At 46.5% G+C, this 20,695-nt stretch carries 15 protein-coding genes and 1 riboswitch; of the genes, 10 read left to right on the top strand and 5 right to left on the bottom strand.

Going from position 1 to position 20,695, the window contains the following annotated elements:
• Positions 1-270 precede the first annotated feature (270 nt).
• Positions 271-759: a nucleoside deaminase gene (locus ABDW33_RS14155; protein ID WP_343690718.1), complete on the top strand. Its 489-nt coding sequence runs from the start codon at positions 271-273 to the stop codon at positions 757-759.
• Positions 760-1,032: 273 nt separating this feature from the next.
• Here ABDW33_RS14155 and ABDW33_RS14150 read toward each other — a convergent pair whose 3' ends face one another.
• Positions 1,033-1,230 (bottom strand): hypothetical protein, encoded by a 198-nt coding sequence (locus ABDW33_RS14150; RefSeq protein WP_343690717.1) that lies wholly within the window; start codon positions 1,228-1,230, stop codon positions 1,033-1,035.
• A gap of 273 nt (positions 1,231-1,503) precedes the next feature.
• Between ABDW33_RS14150 and ABDW33_RS14145 the strand changes: the two genes are divergently transcribed.
• Positions 1,504-3,894 carry an FtsX-like permease family protein gene (locus tag ABDW33_RS14145; RefSeq protein ID WP_343690716.1) on the top strand — a complete coding sequence of 797 codons (2,391 nt, stop codon included), beginning with the start codon at positions 1,504-1,506 and terminating at the stop codon, positions 3,892-3,894.
• Positions 3,895-3,908: 14 nt separating this feature from the next.
• On the opposite strand, the gene ABDW33_RS14140 is transcribed toward ABDW33_RS14145, so the two are convergent.
• The 3 genes from ABDW33_RS14140 to ABDW33_RS14130 all read right to left on the bottom strand — a co-directional run bounded on the left by ABDW33_RS14140 (position 3,909) and on the right by ABDW33_RS14130 (position 7,627).
• Positions 3,909-6,113 carry an ATP-binding protein gene (locus ABDW33_RS14140; RefSeq protein WP_343690715.1) on the bottom strand — a complete coding sequence of 735 codons (2,205 nt, stop codon included), beginning with the start codon at positions 6,111-6,113 and terminating at the stop codon, positions 3,909-3,911.
• 95 nt (positions 6,114-6,208) lie between these two features.
• Positions 6,209-6,421, bottom strand: coding sequence for a hypothetical protein (locus tag ABDW33_RS14135; protein WP_343690714.1), 213 nt, complete (start codon positions 6,419-6,421; stop codon positions 6,209-6,211).
• Positions 6,422-6,931: 510 nt separating this feature from the next.
• Positions 6,932-7,627, bottom strand: coding sequence for a LytTR family DNA-binding domain-containing protein (locus tag ABDW33_RS14130; RefSeq protein WP_343690713.1), 696 nt, complete (start codon positions 7,625-7,627; stop codon positions 6,932-6,934).
• Between the two features lie 129 nt (positions 7,628-7,756).
• Here ABDW33_RS14130 and ABDW33_RS14125 point away from each other — a divergent pair, with 129 nt between their 5' ends.
• The 5 genes from ABDW33_RS14125 (at position 7,757) to ABDW33_RS14105 (ending at position 14,411) form a co-directional block, all read left to right on the top strand.
• Positions 7,757-8,113: a hypothetical protein gene (locus tag ABDW33_RS14125; RefSeq protein WP_343690712.1), complete on the top strand. Its 357-nt coding sequence runs from the start codon at positions 7,757-7,759 to the stop codon at positions 8,111-8,113.
• A gap of 71 nt (positions 8,114-8,184) precedes the next feature.
• Complete coding sequence (locus ABDW33_RS14120) at positions 8,185-9,594, top strand: TolC family protein (protein ID WP_343690711.1); 1,410 nt, start codon at positions 8,185-8,187, stop codon at positions 9,592-9,594.
• A gap of 116 nt (positions 9,595-9,710) precedes the next feature.
• Positions 9,711-12,923, top strand: coding sequence for an efflux RND transporter permease subunit (locus ABDW33_RS14115; RefSeq protein ID WP_343690710.1), 3,213 nt, complete (start codon positions 9,711-9,713; stop codon positions 12,921-12,923).
• Positions 12,924-13,015: 92 nt separating this feature from the next.
• Positions 13,016-14,104: an efflux RND transporter periplasmic adaptor subunit gene (locus tag ABDW33_RS14110; RefSeq protein WP_343690709.1), complete on the top strand. Its 1,089-nt coding sequence runs from the start codon at positions 13,016-13,018 to the stop codon at positions 14,102-14,104.
• A gap of 115 nt (positions 14,105-14,219) precedes the next feature.
• Positions 14,220-14,411: a hypothetical protein gene (locus tag ABDW33_RS14105; protein WP_343690708.1), complete on the top strand. Its 192-nt coding sequence runs from the start codon at positions 14,220-14,222 to the stop codon at positions 14,409-14,411.
• Positions 14,412-14,589: 178 nt separating this feature from the next.
• On the opposite strand, the gene ABDW33_RS14100 is transcribed toward ABDW33_RS14105, so the two are convergent.
• Positions 14,590-15,411 carry a phosphatase PAP2 family protein gene (locus tag ABDW33_RS14100; RefSeq protein WP_343690707.1) on the bottom strand — a complete coding sequence of 274 codons (822 nt, stop codon included), beginning with the start codon at positions 15,409-15,411 and terminating at the stop codon, positions 14,590-14,592.
• 152 nt (positions 15,412-15,563) lie between these two features.
• Positions 15,564-15,638: riboswitch (Fluoride riboswitch) on the top strand.
• 55 nt (positions 15,639-15,693) lie between these two features.
• Here ABDW33_RS14100 and ABDW33_RS14095 point away from each other — a divergent pair.
• The 3 genes from ABDW33_RS14095 (at position 15,694) to ABDW33_RS14085 (ending at position 20,657) form a co-directional block, all read left to right on the top strand.
• Positions 15,694-16,956 (top strand): voltage-gated chloride channel family protein, encoded by a 1,263-nt coding sequence (locus ABDW33_RS14095; protein WP_343690706.1) that lies wholly within the window; start codon positions 15,694-15,696, stop codon positions 16,954-16,956.
• A gap of 185 nt (positions 16,957-17,141) precedes the next feature.
• Complete coding sequence (locus ABDW33_RS14090; RefSeq protein ID WP_343690705.1) at positions 17,142-18,089, top strand: NADP-dependent oxidoreductase; 948 nt, start codon at positions 17,142-17,144, stop codon at positions 18,087-18,089.
• A gap of 393 nt (positions 18,090-18,482) precedes the next feature.
• Positions 18,483-20,657, top strand: a complete 2,175-nt coding sequence (locus ABDW33_RS14085; protein ID WP_343690704.1) for a bifunctional alpha,alpha-trehalose-phosphate synthase (UDP-forming)/trehalose-phosphatase — start codon at positions 18,483-18,485, stop codon at positions 20,655-20,657.
• Positions 20,658-20,695 lie beyond the last annotated feature (38 nt).

Genomic DNA, 20,695 nt, shown 5'->3' with positions numbered 1-20,695 from the left:
CGAACAGTTTCGTGGGTGTTTGCCAAGGTGCCTGTATTTAAGTTTCAGAGTGCATGAATGGTTTGGCTGTTGTTTGTTAAAGGGCCGTTATTTGAACTTCCCGACAGACGAACAGTTTCGTGGGTGTTTGCCAACGTGCCTGTATCTGAGCTTCAGGGTGCATGAACGGTCTGGCTGGTACCTTTAAGATAGCAGCAGGGACGAAGGGAGGCGGAGGGCTACATCTCACACCTAAAATTTGATGGCTTATTTTCAGTAAATTTGATGAAAATGAATATTATGATCGGAGAGCGGGAAAAACATTTTATGTCCATTGCAATTAACCTGAGTCGAGAGGGTATGGAGCATGGTGACGGCGGACCATTTGGTGCAATCGTAGTTCGCGGTGACGAAATAGTCGGACGGGGTTGGAACAAGGTACTTTGTACGAATGATCCAACAGCGCATGCGGAGGTATCTGCGATCCGGGATGCCTGTCAGCGTTTGGGTACATTCCAGCTGCATGACTGCGAAATCTATACTTCCTGTGAACCTTGTCCTATGTGCCTTGGTGCTATTTACTGGGCGCGGCCACTACGGGTGTATTTTGCTAATACCAAAGAGGATGCAGCCAGTATTGACTTCGATGACTCTTTTATTTATACCGAAATAGGCATCGCACATGCAGACAAGCGGATTCCATTTATAGCTTTTCCCCAGGAAGCGGCTCTTAAAGTTTTTCAGGATTGGCAGGCAAAGGGAGATAAGACGTTGTATTAGGTTTCTCAGAAAGATCTTCAAATAATCGCCCATCGAATTGAAATAAGTGATATCCTCAAAGTTCAGTTTGTGAATCCGTTTATCTGACTTTACTGTAAAATAACCTTTGCGAAGATCCCCTGACTTCACCAGATTGGACATGCACTCCGCTTTTTCTCCATTTTCTGCGTAGATGAGCAGGTAACGGTAAAGGGAGCAACCCGTCAGCCCTAAAAAGACGAAAAGCTGACCATATGGTCAGCCTTCCGAAAGACTTTTGTGTCGTAGCTTAGATTATGCACCTTTTTTAGGAGTTGCAGCAGCAGCTGGCTTGTGAGCTTTGTGAGCGTGAGCCTTAGCGGTATCAGCAGCTGGTTTTTCAGTTTTAGCTTTTTCTTTCTTAGCTGGTTTTTCAGCTGGAGCCTGTGCGAAGGTTACAGCGCTAACACTCATTGCTACTGCAGCTACAATAAGACTTTTCTTGATGTTCATGATCTTTAGTTTTAAATAATTTTGAATTGTTTGTTTGTAGTTTCTGACGTAAAAGTACAGCTGATTATGCCCCTTTTGCCGTCGGTTTCGGTGAATGAGGTCGAAGTGTCGTTGAAAAAGGGAAATCGGGTGGTAACATGTTCGTATTGTTACAACAGGTGTTCGCCAGCGAACGCTTTTTAGGCGTGGAATACAGGCAATCTTTTGTAAATCATTACTTTGTGTTTTTGGCGTAGTTCGTGCTGCCGGTTAGTTACTATTTTAAACCTGACAATGATTACAAATTCAATTAAAGTTGCCTGGCGCAATCTTGCCTTTAACAGGCTTTTCAGCGCCCTTAATATCTTTGGTTTGGCAATGGGGATCACTATTGCAATTCTTCTGTCCCTATACATCATACAGGAGCGCTCTTTCGACACTATTCCTAATCGTAACAGGATCTTCCGTTACCTGGCTACGGTCAGCTATGATGGCAATCATAGCATATGGGCCGGTGTTCCTAACCGCGTTGGCCCTACTGTACAGGAGCATATCCCCGAAGTGGAGTTGTCTGCCCGTACCGTCCTGAATGATTTCGGAGAAAATGCCAATTTTGCGATAGGTGAACATTCCTTCATCGAGAGCAGGATGTATTGGGCTGATCCGGACATTACTGAGATTTTTGACCTCCACTTTATATACGGCGATAAGAAGACGGCGCTCAGGGAGCCCAATTCCATCATCATCTCTGCCAGCAAGGCTAAACAGTATTTTGGGAAGGATCATCCATTGAACAAAACGATCATGTACAACAGGCGCGTGGCACTGAAAGTAACCGGCGTGTACGAAGACCTGCCTGCAAACAGTACCTTTGACGCATCGGTGATTGGTACCTTCAGCTCTTCGAATTTTACAGGTCTTACCTGGGACAATGCAAGTTTTGAAACCTGGATCCGGCTCAGGCATCCAGGTGACAGGAAAAAGGTAGAAGCTTACCTGCCTGAAATGATTTACGATAATGTCAGTAAGGAAGGAACATATTATACATTGTCGCTGCAACCCCTTTCGGAAGTACACTTTGATACAACGGTAAAGTCAGGCTATAGCCTTAGAAAAGGTGATGCCACCCAGCTACGTCAGCTGGTCTACCTGGCGATTGCACTACTGTTGATGGCGGCAATCAATTATATGAACCTGGCCACCGCACGTGCACAACAACGCAGCAAAGAGGTGGGTATCCGTAAAACGCTTGGCGTAAGCCGGAAAGGGCTCGTTGGTAAGTTCTATGCAGAGACAGCGGTGCTTACCTTTTTTTCCATCATTTGCGGGTTGACATTGGCTATCATTGCCATCCCTCTATTCAATTCATTGTCCGGGAAGATGCTGATGTATGGTACATTATTACATCCGGTTTTTCTGGTGGGATTGCCTGTTTTATGGCTGACTGTCACCTTGATAGCCGGGTTGTATCCCGCGGTGGTGCTTTCCTCTTATTCCCCGATGGAAGCGCTTAAAAAGAGCGGGATGCCCCGTTCTGCCTCGGTTGTGTTCCGCCATGCCCTGATAGTCGTGCAGTTTAGCGCCAGTATCATACTCATTGTGGGCGTAATTGTGATGAGTGTGCAGATGAAATATGTAAGTCAGCGTAAGCTGGGGTATGAGCCGGAAAATGTGATGGCTATCCGGTTGAATGCCATCAATAGCCGTGAAGAGTTTGACGCGCTGGTAAACAGGATGAGCACATTGAGTCCAACGCAGGCAATGTGCCTGTCGCAGGCGTTTCCCGGGAAGGGAGAGAATAGCCGTACGTTGCACAGGACGGCTGAAGACAAGCAGGGCACGATGCTAACCTGCAATTTTATACAGGGGGATGTGACGCCGGTATTGCAACTGAAGCTGCTGGCAGGAAGAATGGTGCGTGATTTTCAGCAATCAGACACCACCGCGGATGGGAAGCCAAAATTTGAAGTGGTATTAAACAAAGCAGCCGTGGATTACCTGGGCCTTACACCGCAGGATGCGATTGGCAGGAAAGTATTGGCAGATATAGGCGATCATTCCACCATTGTGGGCGTTGTGGATAATTTCAATTTTTCTTCTTTGCATACGCCGATTGGACCTTATTGTTTTACCAATTCATGGGGTGGACTACGGTATGTACTTGTGCGGTTTAAGACCGGCGAGCTGGGGGAGACCATGCGTAAATATGAGGCCGCCTACAAGGAGATTTTACCTGAGGGCGCATTTGATTATACATTTGTTGATAGCGAGCTAAAAAACCTTTACCTCGCGGATGAGCAGATGGCAGCGGTAGTGACAGCATTTTCAGTGTTAGCGATATTGGTAGGTTGTCTGGGATTGTTTGGCCTGGCTACTTATACTGCAGAGAAGCGGACCAAGGAAATCGGGGTGCGGAAAGTGATGGGAGCGACGGTATTTTCGCTGGTGCGGCTACTGTGCTTCGACCTGGTGAAGCTGGTGTTGTTGTCGTTCTGTATTGCGTGTCCGCTGGCATATTGGGGATTTGGGAAGTGGCTGGAGAACTTTGCGTACAGGATAGATATGCAGTGGTGGATGTTCGGACTGGGCGGGTTGATGGCTGTCGTGATCGCGCTTTGTACAGTATCTACACAGGCCATCAGGGCGGCGATTGCTAACCCGATTCGTTCCCTGAGGAGTGAATAATGAATTGATGTAAGTTATAACAGGATGGCCATGGTCTCTTCCATGGCTTTCAGGCTAAGTTCGCGCAGGGTAGCAAATTTTTCTGCTACCAGCGCGGGCTGGTAGTGGTTAGGATCCAGTGATTCCAGGGGTTCTAAAATAGGGTATAGTATACCATCCAGTCCGATAAAGGAAATGGTTGTTTTAAGGTTATGTGCGGTACTCTTTATGGCTGCAATGTCCTCGGCCTGAATGGCTTTTTTCAGCGCACCGAGGTCTTCGGGTAGCTGTGTTACGAATTGTTGCAGCATGGCATGCTCAAATTCCGTATCTCCTTTGCTCAATGTCTTCAGGTACTGCAACTGCACCAGTGGTCCTTCATGGGGCTGGGACTGCCCGTTTACGGCATTACTGTGTGTATGTACATCCGGAGGGCTGACTTTGCCTGTAAATACCTGGATCAGTCTGAATAGTTCTTCTTCCCGGATCGGTTTGGAGAGATATTCGTTCATACCCGCCTGCAGGCATTTCTCTCTTTCGCCTGCCATGGCATGTGCAGTCATGGCAATGATCGGGATATTAGAATGCAGTTCCTGCCTGATTTTGCGGGCGGCGGTGTAGCCATCCATTTCCGGCATTTGAATGTCCATCAGGATCATATCGTAATGTCCTTTGCCGAGGGCGGTCAGTACATCCTGTCCGGTTGTGACCAGGTGGTACGGCATCTGCCGGTTGCCCAGCAGGTGTTTCAACAGGTCCTGGTTCATCTTATTGTCTTCTGCTACCAGCAGTCTGACGTCTGCATGGAGAGCGGAAAGAATATTGTCGCTGGTGGTTTCGCCGTTTTCGGGCAGTGATTCTCCCAGAGAATAGGGAAGTTCTACCATGAAAGTGCTGCCTTTGCCGGGCTCACTTTCTACCGTGATGGCGCCGTGCTGGATTTCTACCAGTTGTTTTACGATGGTGAGCCCCAGGCCGGTACCGCCGTATTTGCGGGTTGTATCTGCTTCTGCCTGGTTGAACCGGTCAAAGATAGCGGGCAGTTTGTCGGGAGCGATACCAATGCCTGTATCACTAACGGTAAATAACACACGTACGGTGTGTTCATTTTCTCCGAATTTATTGACCATGATATTGACATGTCCCTGATTGGTAAACTTGATCGCATTGTTGGTGAGGTTTACCAGGACTTGCGTCAACCGGACGACATCACCGTATAGAATATCTGGTACATTATCGTCGATCGCTACATTAAATGCCAGGTTCTTTTCTTCAGCTTTCAGGCGGAACATGGTCTGTACTGCGTGAAGTACACCACGGAGGCTAAACGAGACCGGTTCCAGCCGCATCATACCTGATTCTATTTTGGAAATATCGAGAATGTCGTTGATGATCTCCAGCAGATTTTCGCCGGCATTTTCGATGGCGGTGACATATTCCCTTGCTTTTTCATTCAGGGGTTGCTGTTGGAGCAGGTGGGTGAAACCCAGCACGGCATTCATGGGTGTTCGGATTTCATGGCTCATGTTGGCAAGGAACTGGTCTTTGATGGCAGCTAGTTTCTTTTCCTGCTGTTGTGATTTATCCAGTGCTTCGATGAGTTGTTCCTGTTTGTGAATACGTGTGGTGATGTATAGAAACGCGAGCAGGCTGCTGGCGCAGGCAAAGATCATCATGACTGAGCCCCAGTTTTGTGCGCGCTGTCCGCTGGTATCGATCAGAGTAACAGTACGGTTTACTTCTGTTTGCCGGGTGCTATCGAGCTGGCGCAGAATAACGACGATGGCGTCGCCAAGGCGTTTCCCTTTCTGTGCGTTGATGAGGCGTTCAGCAGACCATTTGCCGTGCGTATAAAAAGAGTCGAGGACGGAGACGTTAAAGTGATTTTTTTCTTCTACCAGGTAGTTCAGCTGGGTCAGCAGTTTTTCAGTACTGTCGCTCATGACCAGCTTATTAATTTCGTTGAGGTCGGCTTTGATAAGGGCAACATCGGCTTCGATGCCGGTGATATTTAAAGTATCCTGGGAGATGACAGTACCTCTTACTTTACTGTCTGTTCTGGCTATACTGGTCTGGAGTTTTTGCAGCTCGTTCTTAACGTTCAGTTCATTCAGCAGCTGTTCATTCCCTGAGATCAGCTTGCGGATGTTCTGCGAGGAGTTAAACTGGAGTACTATAAACAGGATCATCCCTGAAATAAACACCCCGAGTAAATAGTATTTCAGATGTTTAGGCTGCATATAACGTTGATGATACAAGGTACAATTTTTCTTCACAAACGATCGCTTCTGCCACCGGCAGAAGCGATCGTTTTGTAAAGATGTCCACTAAAAAACTATTTGGTAGCTGCGGCTGGTTTAGCTGCGGTACCTGCTGCTTTTTTGTGGTGATGCTTTTTATGTCCTTTGTGCGCTTTCTTCTCTGTAGCTGGTTTTTCAGCCTGTTGAGTAGTTTTTGTAGCTTTTGCAGCTTTAACGGTGTTGTTTGCGAAAGTGGCGGTACCTACCAGCATCATGGCAGCGGCCATCAGCATTGCTATCTTTTTCATGATAATTGTTTTAATTATTTGTGATCAATTTGTTTGATGACCTAAAGGTACATTGCGGATGTGCATGTGTGATTTCGATTTGGGTTAACAGGCATTAGTGGTCGGTAAACAGGGAAAAACTGTCGGTGGGGGTATTGAAATGCATGTGGGCAGTCGTTTCTTATTGATTTTTAGGGAGATATGAGTAATTTGGAAAGGAAACGCGGGCAGATGGGCGGGGCGCTCTAAATGGATTTGATACCTGGTACGGGAAGGATTTCAGGTATTGGGGAGATAGGTTTGAGGAGGGTGAAATTAGCCGGCCAGCGGGCATTTATAGCAAATATAGGATGCCATAAAGGTCCGCTGACTTGTATGAATGTTTAGTGCATGCATGTTATTGTCAGGTGGCAGTGGGACTGCGGCTGGTGTATGCAGGTTATCATTATTAGACGGCAGGCATCTACAGTTGCATGCAGGTGATGATGCCTGCATGCAGGTTTTACCATTACCATCACTCATGGCAGGGATTTATAGTAAATTCAACTTACTATTAAGCGCCGATCTGTAGGCATCTGCTACAGGTACAGCATTCTTTAGAATAATGATGGTACCGTCTTCAATTGACTCTATTTTGTCAAGCGCTACTATATAAGACCTGTGTACACGCATAAATTTGCCAGGAGGCAGTTTTTCTTCCACAGCTTTGAGGGTAGTATGAATAGCGTGGAACTTTTGGGCAGTATGCAATTTTACATAATCTCCCATCGCCTCCAGGTAAAGGATCTCGTCAATGCGGATTCTTTTGAGCACGCCGTTATCCCGGATAAATACAAACTCATTTTCTGTACTTTGTACCTCCTGTACCTGGCTCTCGCAGATCTCCTTCGCTTTGTCAATTGCCTGGATAAACCTGGCGGGACTGACTGGTTTAATGAGGTAGTCTGCTACGTTCAGTTCAAATGCTTCGACGGCATAGTCTTTCTTGACAGTAGTGAAAATAATGACGGGACCTTTCTTCCCCAGGTTACGGGTCAGTTCCAGTCCACTCATACCGGGCATTTCAATATCCAGGAGGAGCAGGTCTACTTTTTCTTTTTGCAGTACATTATAGGCTTCGAGGGCACTGGCACATTCGCCCAGTACATGCAGTTGTTCAACGTGGCTGGCCAATTGTTTCATTGCAGTGCGGGCCAGCTTATTGTCGTCTACAATAAGGCAATTCATGGGGCAAATATAAGGGCTTTCAATAGTTCAGGCATGTATTCAGTATATTATAATTTGCTTAAAACCTGATGAGCACCTATTAAAATTAAAATGTAATAAATAACTTGCATATTCTAAATCAGGTCTTCATTGAAACAGCTGCAAAGGCTCATCCTTATTGTATCATGCATATTCCTTCCGTTCATTTACGGGGGAGTGGCCGGAGAGTACGTATCTCCGAAGGGACAGCCGCAGTTACTCAACTACAACTCTGCACCGCATTTCCACGCTATTTGCAGGAATACCCATTTCAACACATCAGCCGTCCATAAGTTCAATTTACGTAACCGTGGGCTCATTGATTATAATGAATACTTCCTGACTGTTGCCAGTATCAGGATTAAGCCGCTGTTTGTTTATATTCATCCCACTTACAAAGGATATACAGATTCTTTCATCAGTGTATCTATCTCGCTTAGCGACTGGCGGGGCCCTCCAATGGCATAGTTCTCCTATCACGCAATTTTCATAATTACTCAACTACGCGCTATTACAGCGCACTAACATTTCGTGCAGTTATGTATCTGAACATTACTGTAAAGCGGTGTGCAGCTTTGCTATGCCTACTGGCAGGTATAAGTGTACATGGCTTTGCACAAACTTTACCTTTGAAGCAGGCGATCGACATGACCCTGCAAAATTATCCTTCACTGAAGACGAAGAATACCCTTGCCAACGCAGCGGCCGCGCATACGACCGATGTAAAACACGAGTGGTATCCAAACCTGAAGCTCGTGGAAGAAGCGACTGTAGGCTCCGATAATGGTGTATATGGTTCCTACTTCCCGATGAGTATTATACCCTCTACATCCGGCGGGATCCGGGCTGCGAACAATTCCCAGGCCGTAGCCGGTAATATCGGCATGGCACAGTTGCAATGGGAAGTATACAATTTCGGCTTGTATAAAGTGCGTAAGGATGAAGCAAAACAGCAACAACAGGTAGCTGGTGCCGACGCCAGTATCACTGCGAATGACCTTACTGTTTCTGTCATCCAGGACTACCTCTCTATGTTGGAATATTATAACCTGATGCGTATTCAGGCTGACAATATCGAGCGTACCAAATCCGTATCGCAGGCAGTTACGAGTATCGTACTGCATGGTTTAAAACCGGGCGTGGATAGTGCAATCGCAGCAGCAGAGCTGTCAAAAGCCAGGCTGAACTATATCGACTTCCAGAATGGATATAATAAAGTGCGCATGCATCTGGCAAGCCTCACCGGTTTGGACAGTACGGCTATTGTACCGGACACCCTGTATGACAAGGGGCTGAGGCAGTTACTACTGGCGCAATCTGATACCGCCACCGTAGAGCAGACACACCCTGCGCTGATCTACTATAATGCCCTGCTTGCTCAGAACAAAAACCATGAACTGGTGATCCGTAAAACCGCGATGCCCAAAGTGATGGTACTGGCAGCAGGATGGGCCAGAGGTTCCAGTATCAATAGTAATGATGAATACCAGAATCTGGGAAGTGGATTTGGTTACAGCCGGTATAACTACCTGGCGGGCATTGGTATCACTTACAATGTGGCCGACATCTTTCATACAAGAGATAGAATGAGGGAGCAGTACGTGCGCACAAGGGCTGCTGCCAACCAACTGGAGACTTCACGTACGATGCTGAACAACCAGTTGAACCAGGCGCGGGTGAATATTCACACCGCAGTGGACAAGTTGAATGAAATGCCGGCGCAATTGAATGCTGCCAGGGCGGCGGCGGCGCAGAAGATGGCCTTGTACAAGGGTGGTTTGACAAATATTATCGAAGTGACAAATGCACTGTATGTGTTGAACCGGGCGGAGAATGATCTGATCCAGACAAGGCATGATGCATGGCAGTCATTGTTTATGGAAGCGTTTGCGACGAATTCGATACAGCTGTTGGTGCAGCAGCTGGAAGCTGCGAGGGCAACACTGTAGTGGAAATGCTGTTGGCCCTGGAGGGATGTGCAGCGTATAATACTTATGCTTCCTCCGATTTTTCAAACGCAGATTCTTTCAGAATTAAACCTGTTCTCTGAACTTAAAATTATTATATGTCATTAGTCTCTACTGCCTTAAAAAAGCCCATCTCGGTTGTCGTACTGACACTTGGGGTGTTCCTTTTTTCTATACTGGCAGTTATTAATATACCGATCGATATCTTCCCGAAGCTGAACCAGCCAACCATCTATGTGATAGAACCGTATGGTGGTATGTCTGCGCAGCAGATGGAAGGTTTTTTCGCAACGCGTTTGCAGGATCAGTTCCTGTATGTGAATGGTATCAAGAATATCAGCAGTAAAAATATCCAGGGGCTGACCATGATCAAGCTGTCTTTCTATGAAGGAACTGATATGGGTGAGGCTTCCGCACAGGTAGCCCTGCAGGTGAGCCGTGCAATGAACTTTTTTCCTCCCGGTGCTGCACCTCCACAGGTCATTCGTTTTGATGCGTCTTCATTGCCTGTAGGTGAGCTGGTATTTAGTTCGCCGACCCGTCCACTGAAGGATATTTATGATATGGCAACTACCCGCATCAGGCCAATGTTTGCGACCGTTCCGGGTTTATCCGCCCCACCGCCGTTTGGTGCGAATGCCCGTTCAGTCGTAGTGAATGTAAATCCTGACCGTCTGCGTAGTTTCAATCTGAGCGCGGACCAGGTAGTAGAAGCTATTGCGCGCAACAATGCGATGAGTCCATCTGGTAATATTCGTATCAATAATAAAATGTTCCTCACTACGATTAATTCATTGGAGGAGCAGGTAACAGACTTTGGTAATATCCCGGTGGCTACAAATGGCAATGCTACAGTGTTTGTGAAAGACATCGCGACGGTGTCGGATGGTGCCGACGTGACGGTGGATTACGCGCTGGTAAACGGTAAACGCTCTGTATATATGCCGGTAGTGAAGACGCCGGATGCGAGTACCTGGGAAGTAGTGAAAAAACTGAAGGCGAAGTTGCCCGAGATGCAGAATTTATTGCCGGAAGATACGAAGATCACCTATGAATTTGACCAGTCGGTGGCCGTGATCAATGCTGTGAAAGGCCTGATGACAGAGGGGATTCTGGGTGCGGTGCTGACCGGGTTGATGGTGTTACTCTTCCTGCGTGATCTGCGGAGTTGTCTGGTGGTGGTGATCACTATCCCTATCGCGATTTTATCCGCGGTATTCGGTTTATATCTTTCGGGACAAACCATCAACCTGATGACGCTGTCCGGATTGGCGCTAGCCATTGGGGTACTGGTGGATCAGGCAACTGTAACGATTGAGAATATTCACCAGCACCTGGAAATGGGAAAACCAAAAAAACAGGCAATATATGAGGCTTGTGAAGAGATCGCGTTTCCTTTGTTATTGATCCTGTTATGTATCCTGGCGGTGTTTGCACCTTCGTTTATTATGTCAGGTGTGCCGAAGGCGATGTTCCTGCCGTTGTCACTATCAATAGGTTTTGCCATGATCGCTTCGTTCTTTACAGCACAGACATTGGTACCTGTTATATCCAACTGGTGGCTGAAAGCAGAAAAGTATCAGCATGCACACGCAGGACTGGCACTGGACAATGAAGAGGTGAAGGAAGTGAATGAGCATATGCATGAACATCAGCAACATCCTGAGAAACAGGGTGGTTTTGAGAAGTTCAAAGCGTGGTTTATGCGCATACTGGAGCGACTTGGCAGGCGATCTGCATTGGTAATAGGTATCTATTTAGTGATTGCATTTGGTGCTGCAGGTACGGCGTATGTGGTGATTGGGAAAGACCTGATGCCGCATATAAATGCAGGTCAATTCCAGTTAAGAATAAAAGAACCGGATGGTACGCGACTGGAAAGGACGGAAGAGAAAGTGCACCAGGTGCTTCGTCTGATAGACGAGGCAACGGATGGAAATGTGGAGATCAGTTCGGCTTATGTGGGTTTGATCCCCACCAGTTATGGTTCAAGTAACCTGTACGTATTCAATGCAGGTACCCATGAGGCGGTGCTGCAGGTAAACCTGAACGAGGATTACAAAGTGAATATTGATGAGCTGAAGGATAAATTACGCGATATGATCCGTGAGAAGTACCCGCAGCTACGGGTATCATTTGAGCCGATTGATATGACGGAGAAGATAATGGCGCAGGGCGCTTCAACACCGATCGAGGTGAGAGTGGCAGGGAAAGATATGCAGCAGATACAGAAATATGCGACGACGCTGACAAACAGGTTAAAGAATATCTCTTTTCTGCGGGATGTACAGATTGTACAGCCACTGCATTACCCGGTGATTAAGATCAATGTGGATCGTTTTAAAGTGGCGCAGATGGGATTGAATGTGTACCAGGTAGCGCGGTCTGTAACGGCATCTACGTCCAGTAGCCGCTTCTCCGAAAAGAACCAGTGGCTGGATGAGAAGGGGGCGTACACCTACCAGGTACAGGTACAGATCCCGGAGTATAGTATGCAGGCGATCAGTGACCTGCAGGAGATCCCGTTGGTGAAAGGGCAGGCGAGACCTGTGTTGGGAGACGTAGCGAGTTTTAGTACAAGTGAGGTGCCCGGTGAATACGACCGCTCAGGACCACGCCGGTATCTGACAGTGAGTGCGAACATTTCCAATATAGACCTGGGAGCGGCAACAAAGGCGGTGCAGCATGAAATAGATGAGATGGGGCCTCCACCACGTGGATTGATAGCAGATGTACAGGGTAGTTCCAGTTTGCTTACTGAAACATTGAACGGATTGCAGAATGGACTGATGCTGGCGGTAATGGTGATCTTCCTGTTACTGGCGGCTAACTATCAATCTTTCCGATTAAGTTTTGTGGTATTGGTAACGGTACCTGCGGTAATAGCGGGTGCGCTGTTGATGTTGCTGCTCACCGGGTCAACACTTAACCTGCAATCTTATATGGGTATGATCATGTCAACAGGCGTATCGGTAGCAAATGCGATTTTGATAGTGACGAATGCGGAGAAGTTAAGGTTAGATTACCGGGATGCCTATAAGGCAGGAATAGTAAGTGCTGGTATACGTCTGCGCCCGATACTGATGACGAGTCTGGCAATGATAGCGGGTATGATACCGATGGCTTCCGGAATGGGAGAGTCGGGAGATCAGACGGCGCCTTTAGGTAGGGCAGTCATTGGTGGATTGATCGCATCCACAGTTGCTGCATTGTTTATACTACCGTTGGTGTATGCACGAATGCAACGGAAGACGACTTTCGACCCGGTTTCGCTGATGCCAGAGGAGGAGGTGGTGCCCACAAAGCCTTAGAAGAAACAGGAAAGCATGATGCGTTCTGCGTGCAAGCCATCATGCGGAGGAGATCATTAAAATAATCTGAACATTAAATTATCATCATTACCATGAATAATCAACATAGACTTGTCATCATATGTACGGCCGTGAGCATGCTGGCAGCATGCAGGGAGGCCGCTTCGAAAAAGAAGAAAGAAGAGAAACACCATACCAGTCAATATACATATTCAACGGTCGTACAGGAACCGTTATCGTCCAGTATACAGTTACCTGCGGTACTGGATGCTTACCAGAAAGTAAGTATTTATCCACGTGCGAATGGATTTGTGAAGGCGGTATTGGTAGACAGGGGATCTGTTGTGAGAAAAGGGCAGATGCTGCTGGAGCTGGATGCACCGGAGGTAATACAGCAATATTATGCGGCGCAGGCAAAGTGGTTGCAGGCCAAGGCGGACTATGCAGCATCAAAAGATAACTATGAACGTACTGTGGCGGTTAGTGCCACACCTGGTACAATCTCTCCCCATGACCTGGAGGTGTCTATGGCCAGGATGCTGGCGGACAGTGCGATTGTAAACAGCCAGTTGGCAAACTTCAGGGCATTGGAAGCAAGCAGGAGCTATCTGCAGGTGACAGCGCCTTTCGATGGTGTGATCACGGAGCGTAATGTCCATCCGGGCGCGCTGGTAGGGCCGACTACGAATATTGATGGAAGGCCGATGCTGATGCTGGAGCAGGAGGATCGTTTGCGTTTGATCGTGCAGGTGCCGGAAATTTATAGTGCGCAGCTGACGGATGCACAGAAAGTGAGTTTCCGGGTGAATGCTATACCCGGTAAGGTGTTTACAGGATCAATCAGTCGTCAGGCCGGATCATTGAACGACCGGTTCAGGTCGGAAGCGGTGGAAGTGGACGTGTTCAATCCGAATCACTTATTAAAGCCCGGGATGTACGCGGAAATTACCATTCCGGTAAGTGGTAGCCGCCAGGCAATGGTTGTGCCGGCTACGGCAGTTGTAACATCGACAGAGAAGAAGTATGTAATAGCTGTAAGAAGTGGCATCACGCATTGGGTAGATGTGCAGGAGGGGAATCATCACAATGATTCTACAGAAGTGTTTGGTTCATTGCAGCCGGGAGATAAAGTGATCGCACCCGCTACAGATGATATTAAGGAGAATATAAGTGTAGAGTAGTGGGCTCATCGGAGATAAAGGAAAGAGGATCGACATAGCATGCTCAACAGCCATGTTGAGGAAAGGAAGACCGGATAGGCAATATTTTTGTGATACTCTCTCCAAAAGGTGTATTATGAAAAAATCAACAAACTTAAAAAGGGAGATCAAAGAGGTAAAGAGAGAAAATGCAGAAGTGGCACCGAAAGCGAAGACGACTGCAAAGAAAGATTATGACGACGATCAGAACCACCTGTTGGAGGGATATGATGAGCGTGAATATGATCAAAAAGATATCGCCGATGAGAAAAGAAAAAAGGGAGCCTGACAGTGGCTCCCTTTTTGTTCTTTGGATTATTGGCGGATTTGAAACGACAATCTTAACGACTTGTTCCCGGCATATCAGCAATTCCCTGTCTGATGCATCAAAGGTGATGTCTCAAAGCAAGATTGAAGCTGTAGCGGAAGCGAAAAGCGTTTATTTTTCAGCACATCTGAAGCATTCATTAGTTTCCCGGAAAGAACACTACACTCACGCCAACAGATTTTGTTTCCGGGCTATAAGTTGGCATTGCGATAGGATGCAGGCTGTTCTTCCCGTCTTTCTTCGCAAAAGCATTTTCTATCTTAGGAAATACCCAATATGCAGCTTTCGTACTAAGGATACCTAATCCAGCGCCTGCAACTACGTCGCTGAGCCAGTGACGATTGTTATACATACGTAATACCCCGGTGGCAGTGGCTACGGCATAGCCATATACGCCATACCATGGGCTTACATCTTTGTATTCCATACGCATGAATTCAGCGCCCATAAATGAGGTGGCGGTATGACCTGAAGGGAAGGAGTTGAAGGTACTCCCGTCAGGGCGTTGCCTGTGAGACAAGGTCTTTACTCCTCCTACGGTTCCCATCATGAGCAGGCTCGAGATACCCAGAATGATTGTCCGGTCCCGGAAATTGTGCTTGCCTTCTATACCTACTGCATTCAGCGCATACACTGTTAATGCCGGTGCATACCGTGTGTAGTTATCAATTTTGGTATGGAAGGTGGCATTATCTTCGAGGATCTCCTTCCTGGTGCTGTGGTCCAGGTTGCGGAGCGGGCCATATTCGAAGGTGGCAATACCATAGCCAAGCATAGCAGCGGGAATTACGACACCGGCAAGGGTGCATTCTTTCTTTTTTGCTACTTTGAAAAACTTCAAATAGGAGGTATCCTTTTGAATCATCGTCACTGCCGAATCAGTCGACACTTGTTGGGCGTAAACCCCTGTAACTATTACAAACGGTAGTAACAGTTGTAGGTATAAAGAGTTTAATCTCATCCAATACAGATTAGCGGTAGTAACATAATGTTGTGCATCTACTACAAAACAATAAAAAGATTCTGTAGAGAATCTGAAGGTAAATAATATTTTGTTTTGATGTATATCCTTTTTGCTAAACAAACGTTTGAATAATATTAGTATATTTGTTTCCGAGACCAGGAAATGGTGTCTTCCTGCACAAGAACTGTCCCGTATTCTTCGGGTCTGATGGCGCCTACAAATAGTAAGTATATTCCTGTCCGTACAAGCGGACAGTTCTGTTTATATATTTGTAGGAACATGATGAAATTTAACAAATCCTTAGAACAATTTACGATTGCTTACCAGCTGATCCGCTGGACTGTTATCATTATTCCTGTGGCGCTGGTAGTGGGCTCTCTGGTGGCCTTATTCCTGTGGCTACTTGATTATGTTACGCATTTTCGCTGGGAACATGAATGGTTATTGTATTTGCTGCCGATAGCGGGTATCGGCATTTATTTCCTGTATAATAAGTTGGGCGATACGTCGGAGAAGGGGAATAATCTCATCATGGATGAGATTCATGAACCGGGTGGTGGCGTGCCTGCCCGTATGGCGCCGCTGGTATTGATCACCACTATTATCACGCATTTGTTTGGCGGATCTGCTGGGCGCGAAGGAACGGCGGTGCAGATTGGTGGTAGTATGGCTGGGCTGTTGGGAAAATGGATGCGGTTATCGCCGGGTGATCTGCGAATTCTATTAATGACGGGAATAGCAGCGGGCTTTGGCGCCGTATTCGGAACGCCCCTGACGGGTACTGTTTTTGCGCTGGAGGTACTGGCGATAGGGGTGATCAGGTATGACGCGCTGGTACCTTGTTTGATCGCCGCGGTATTTGCTGACTGGGTATGTAGTGCCTGGGGGATTCATCATACACATTATGAGATTTTGTTTAAATCGGATACACCGTTTAATTACCTGTTGCTGGCGAAAGTGATCATAGCCGGGATTGCATTTGGGTTGGCGAGTTTCTTATTTTCTACCTGCATGCATCAGATTAAGAAATACAGTAAGCAGTTTATAAAGCCGGCATGGTTGATACCAGTGGTGGGTGGTGTAATTATCATTGTCTTTTGCCGGGTACTGGGAACAGAGGATTATACGGGTTTAGGCGTGTTGAGCAAGGATCCGGCAGGGGTGAGTATTGTGAATGCTTTTAAGGATATGGAGATGTCTGACTGGGCATGGCTGTGGAAGTTGTTGTTTACAGCTATTACGCTGGCGATGGGATTTAAAGGAGGTGAGGTGACTCCATTGTTTTTCATTGGCGCGGCACTGGGGCATACTATTGCCGTAATGATAGGGGCACCGATAGATCTGTTTGCAGGCCTGGGTTTTATTGCGGTATTTGCAGGGGCGACAAATACGCCGATTGCGTGTACATTGATGGGGGTGGAGCTGTTTGGGACGAGCAATGCGTTGTATTTTGCAGTGGCTTGTTTCACTGCGTATTATTTTAGCGGACGTTCAGGAATATATAGTGCACAGCGGCTGGGGGTTTCGAAGAAGTGGGAGTAAAGGCGCTGTCATTGTTTCCATAAATCCAGGATAAAGTATATTGGTTGACAAGAGAACGGAATAATCTGTATCAGTTAGTTTAGTAGTTTCAAAGAAATGAGTGCAAAGATTGGCCCGGCAAAGTTTTTGTTGCACATTGCGTTCTACATTCAAAATGAATAAGCTTTACAATCTAAATACAAAACATGAAAGCCATTACAATTCCCCAATTTAAAGCAACGCCTGCCTTGACAGAACAACCCAGGCCGGTCGTAAAAGCCGGTAGTATGCTGGTACGTATTATAGCAGCAGGAATCAATCCCTTTGATGCCAAAATGATCGATGGTATTCTTGACGGGCAAATGCCTCATCACTTCCCCATGATACCTGGTGTGGATGCGGTGGGTGTTGTGGAAGAAATTGGGGAAGGTGTAACGCATTTCAAAGTGGGAGATAACATTTACGGGCAATTCCTGCATGCTCCGGTAGGTGAAGGTACATTCGCAGAATTTGTGGTAGTGCCTGAAAAAGCTGCTTTGTCCTTAGCGCCTAAAAATATTCCATTGAAGCACGCAGCGGCAATCCCTACCGCAGGTATGACAGCTTTGGCTATGTTGGAAAGTTCAGGATTGAAGCATGAATCAATTTTACTGGTAGTGGGTGGAACAGGAGGTGTGGGATCCTTTCTTATTCAGCTGGCGGCAATGCAGGGGATCTATATCGTTGCAACCGTGAGTGATGATGCAGGGGCCAGCAGGGTCAGTGAATTAGGCGCGAAGGAAACGGTGAATTATAAGAAACTACATGTAGCCGATATTATCAGAAATAAGTATCCGGATGGTGTAGATGGATTGATTGATATGGTCAGCAGTCCGGAGGCATTCAGAGAGCTTACACAATATGTGAAAAAAGGTGGTGTGGCATTGACCACTGCGTTTGTAGCAGATGAAGAGGATTTGAAGAAAAAAGGATTGAAGGGAGGAAATTTTGAGTTGAAAGGGAATCGTACCTTACTGGATACATTGTCGGACGCAGTGGATAACGGAGCCCTGAAGATCCCGCTGGAAAAGGAAATTACGCTGGAAGAGACACCTGCTGCATTGGCAGAAATCAGGCAATTAAAAAGTAAAGGGAAGACTATCATTGTGATATAACCAGAACGTATATAGCATTTTTAAACTGTCCTTCGCTTATGCGAATGTAAACAAGGGGATGTCCCGGGGTTCGGAGACGTCCCCTGTTATCCGGGGTGCCGATAGGTATTAATATTCAGGCGCTTTCTGGTATACCTGTTGAGTCACCTTTCCATGATGGTTATCCTGCCAGACCCTGTTAAATTTATTATTCGTACCTTTGCCCCACTTATCACATCCCCATTCTTACAATTTACTTGCTGCTGCTTAGCATAACCCGGGGCTTTCATATCATTGATATTTGTGACAAGGTTCATTTTTCCCGTACTATTCAGGTGCGTTTTTTGATGTGTGGAATTCCATACTTTGATTGGCATTTTATTATAGCATCGATTTTTTGACTAAAACTGTATTATGAGTAAAACCATTATTGTATCGAACAGGCTACCGGTAAAGATCACTGAGAAAGATGGCGAGTATGTGTTGAATCCGAGTGAAGGCGGTTTGGCTACAGGGCTGGGGTCCATTTACAGGCAAGGCTACAACATCTGGATTGGATGGCCCGGCGTGGACGTAAACGAAGCAGCACAGGGGCAAATAAAACAACAACTGGGCACCATGAATCTTATGCCGGTGTACCTGACCCAGGATGAAATCAATAATTATTATGAGGGGTTTTCGAATGAGGTATTGTGGCCGGTTTTCCACTATATGTCCGTATACGCCCGTTATGAACAGGTTTATTGGGATTACTATTATCAGGTAAATACAAAATTCAGAGACGCGGTTTTAGAAGTAGCAGAACCCGGAGATATTATCTGGATTCACGACTACCAGTTACTACTGTTACCAGGTATGATCCGGGCCGCTGCGCCGGATGTAGCCATTGGATATTTTCAACATATTCCTTTCCCTTCGTTTGAATTATTCCGTCTCATTCCCTGGCGCGTAGAGTTGCTGGAAGGGATGCTGGGAGCTGATCTGCTGGGCTTCCATACTTTTGACGACAGCCATCATTTTCTCAATGCGGTGACCCGGTTATTGCCATTGAATGCAAATGCGAATGTGGTGACTGTGAATGATCGTGCAGTAGTAGCAGAAACCTTCCCCATGGGTATTGATAACAGTAAATTTGAATTGTTATCACAGGATCCTGAAGTGCTCAAACAGGTAGCGACGCTGCGTGAGAACTTCCATGGTACGCACATGGTATTGTCTATCGACAGGCTGGATTACAGCAAAGGCATTATTCAACGCTTACAGGCATTCGAATTATTCCTCCAACTATATCCGGAATATATAGAGAAGGTTGTACTGTATATGATCGTGGTGCCGTCGAGAGATACTGTGGCACAATACAAGGAACTGAGAGATGCGATCGATATGCTGGCAGGCGGTATCAATGCGCGCTTCCGTACACTGAACTGGCATCCGATCAATTATTTTTATCGCAGTTTTCCTGTCGAAACGTTGTCTGCCTTGTACAGCTTTGCACATGTAGGATTGGTAACACCTATGCGTGATGGTATGAACCTGGTGAGCAAGGAGTATGTAGCCAGTAGAAAGGACAGTGATGGTGTGTTAATACTGAGTGAAATGGCTGGTGCAAGCAAGGAACTGATTGATGCGCTCATTGTGAATCCGAATAACATCGGTGCAATTGCAAGGGCGATCCATGAAGCACTAAACATGCCGGAAGGAGAACAACGAAGAAGGATGAAGCAGATGCAGCAGATTGTATCTAAGTTTAATATTTCTCATTGGGTAAAATTATTTATGGCTAGATTACAGGAAGTGAAACAGTTGCAGCAGTCTATGCTGGCGAGAAGAATGAGCCTGGAAATGCAGGTGTATGTTAGAAAAGATTACAAGAAAGCAAAGGAAAGAGTGATTTTCCTGGACTATGACGGTACATTGGTCGGATTCCAGGCAAATATCGATCTGGCTTCGCCTGACCAGGATCTTATCCAGCTATTGACGGAGTTGACAGCAGATCCATCGAATCATGTAGTAATGGTGAGTGGGCGTAAATATCAGACACTGCAGGAGTGGCTGGGACATCTGAAACTGGATCTCATTGCGGAGCATGGTGCCTTCCATAGAAAATACGGAGAAGAATGGCAGCAATTACCGGGGTTGACAGATACCTGGAAAGCGGATATTGCTCCTATATTGGAGACTTTTACGGATCGTACGCCAGGTTCTTTCATTGAAGAAAAGAGCTTTTCGCTGGTATGGCATTATCGCAAGGCGGAAGCGGGTCTTGGTGAGTTGCGTGCGAATGAATTGATGAATACATTGCGTTATTTTGCGGCAGATAAAGGGTTGCAGTTATTACCGGGCGACAAAGTGATTGAAGTGAAGAATGTGGAGATCAATAAAGGTAAAGCAACGCTGGCATGGTTGCAGAACCGGCAATTTGATTTCATGCTGGGAATAGGCGATGATCACACGGATGAAGATATCTTTAAGGCATTACCGCCACATGCGGTGACGATCAAGGTAGGAAGCCAGTTGTCCGCAGCAAGGTTTTATTTACGCAACCACCGGGAGGTAAGAGCATTTTTGAAATCGTTGATACTGGTGTAAAGATAATGTTACAATAAACAAAGAAGGCTACAGGAATC

It is taken from the genome of Chitinophaga sp. (assembly GCF_039596155.1).
Lineage (GTDB): Bacteria > Bacteroidota > Bacteroidia > Chitinophagales > Chitinophagaceae > Chitinophaga.
The sequence above is the reverse complement of the archived record's forward strand: the minus strand, read 5'-3'. Positions and strand labels throughout refer to the sequence as shown.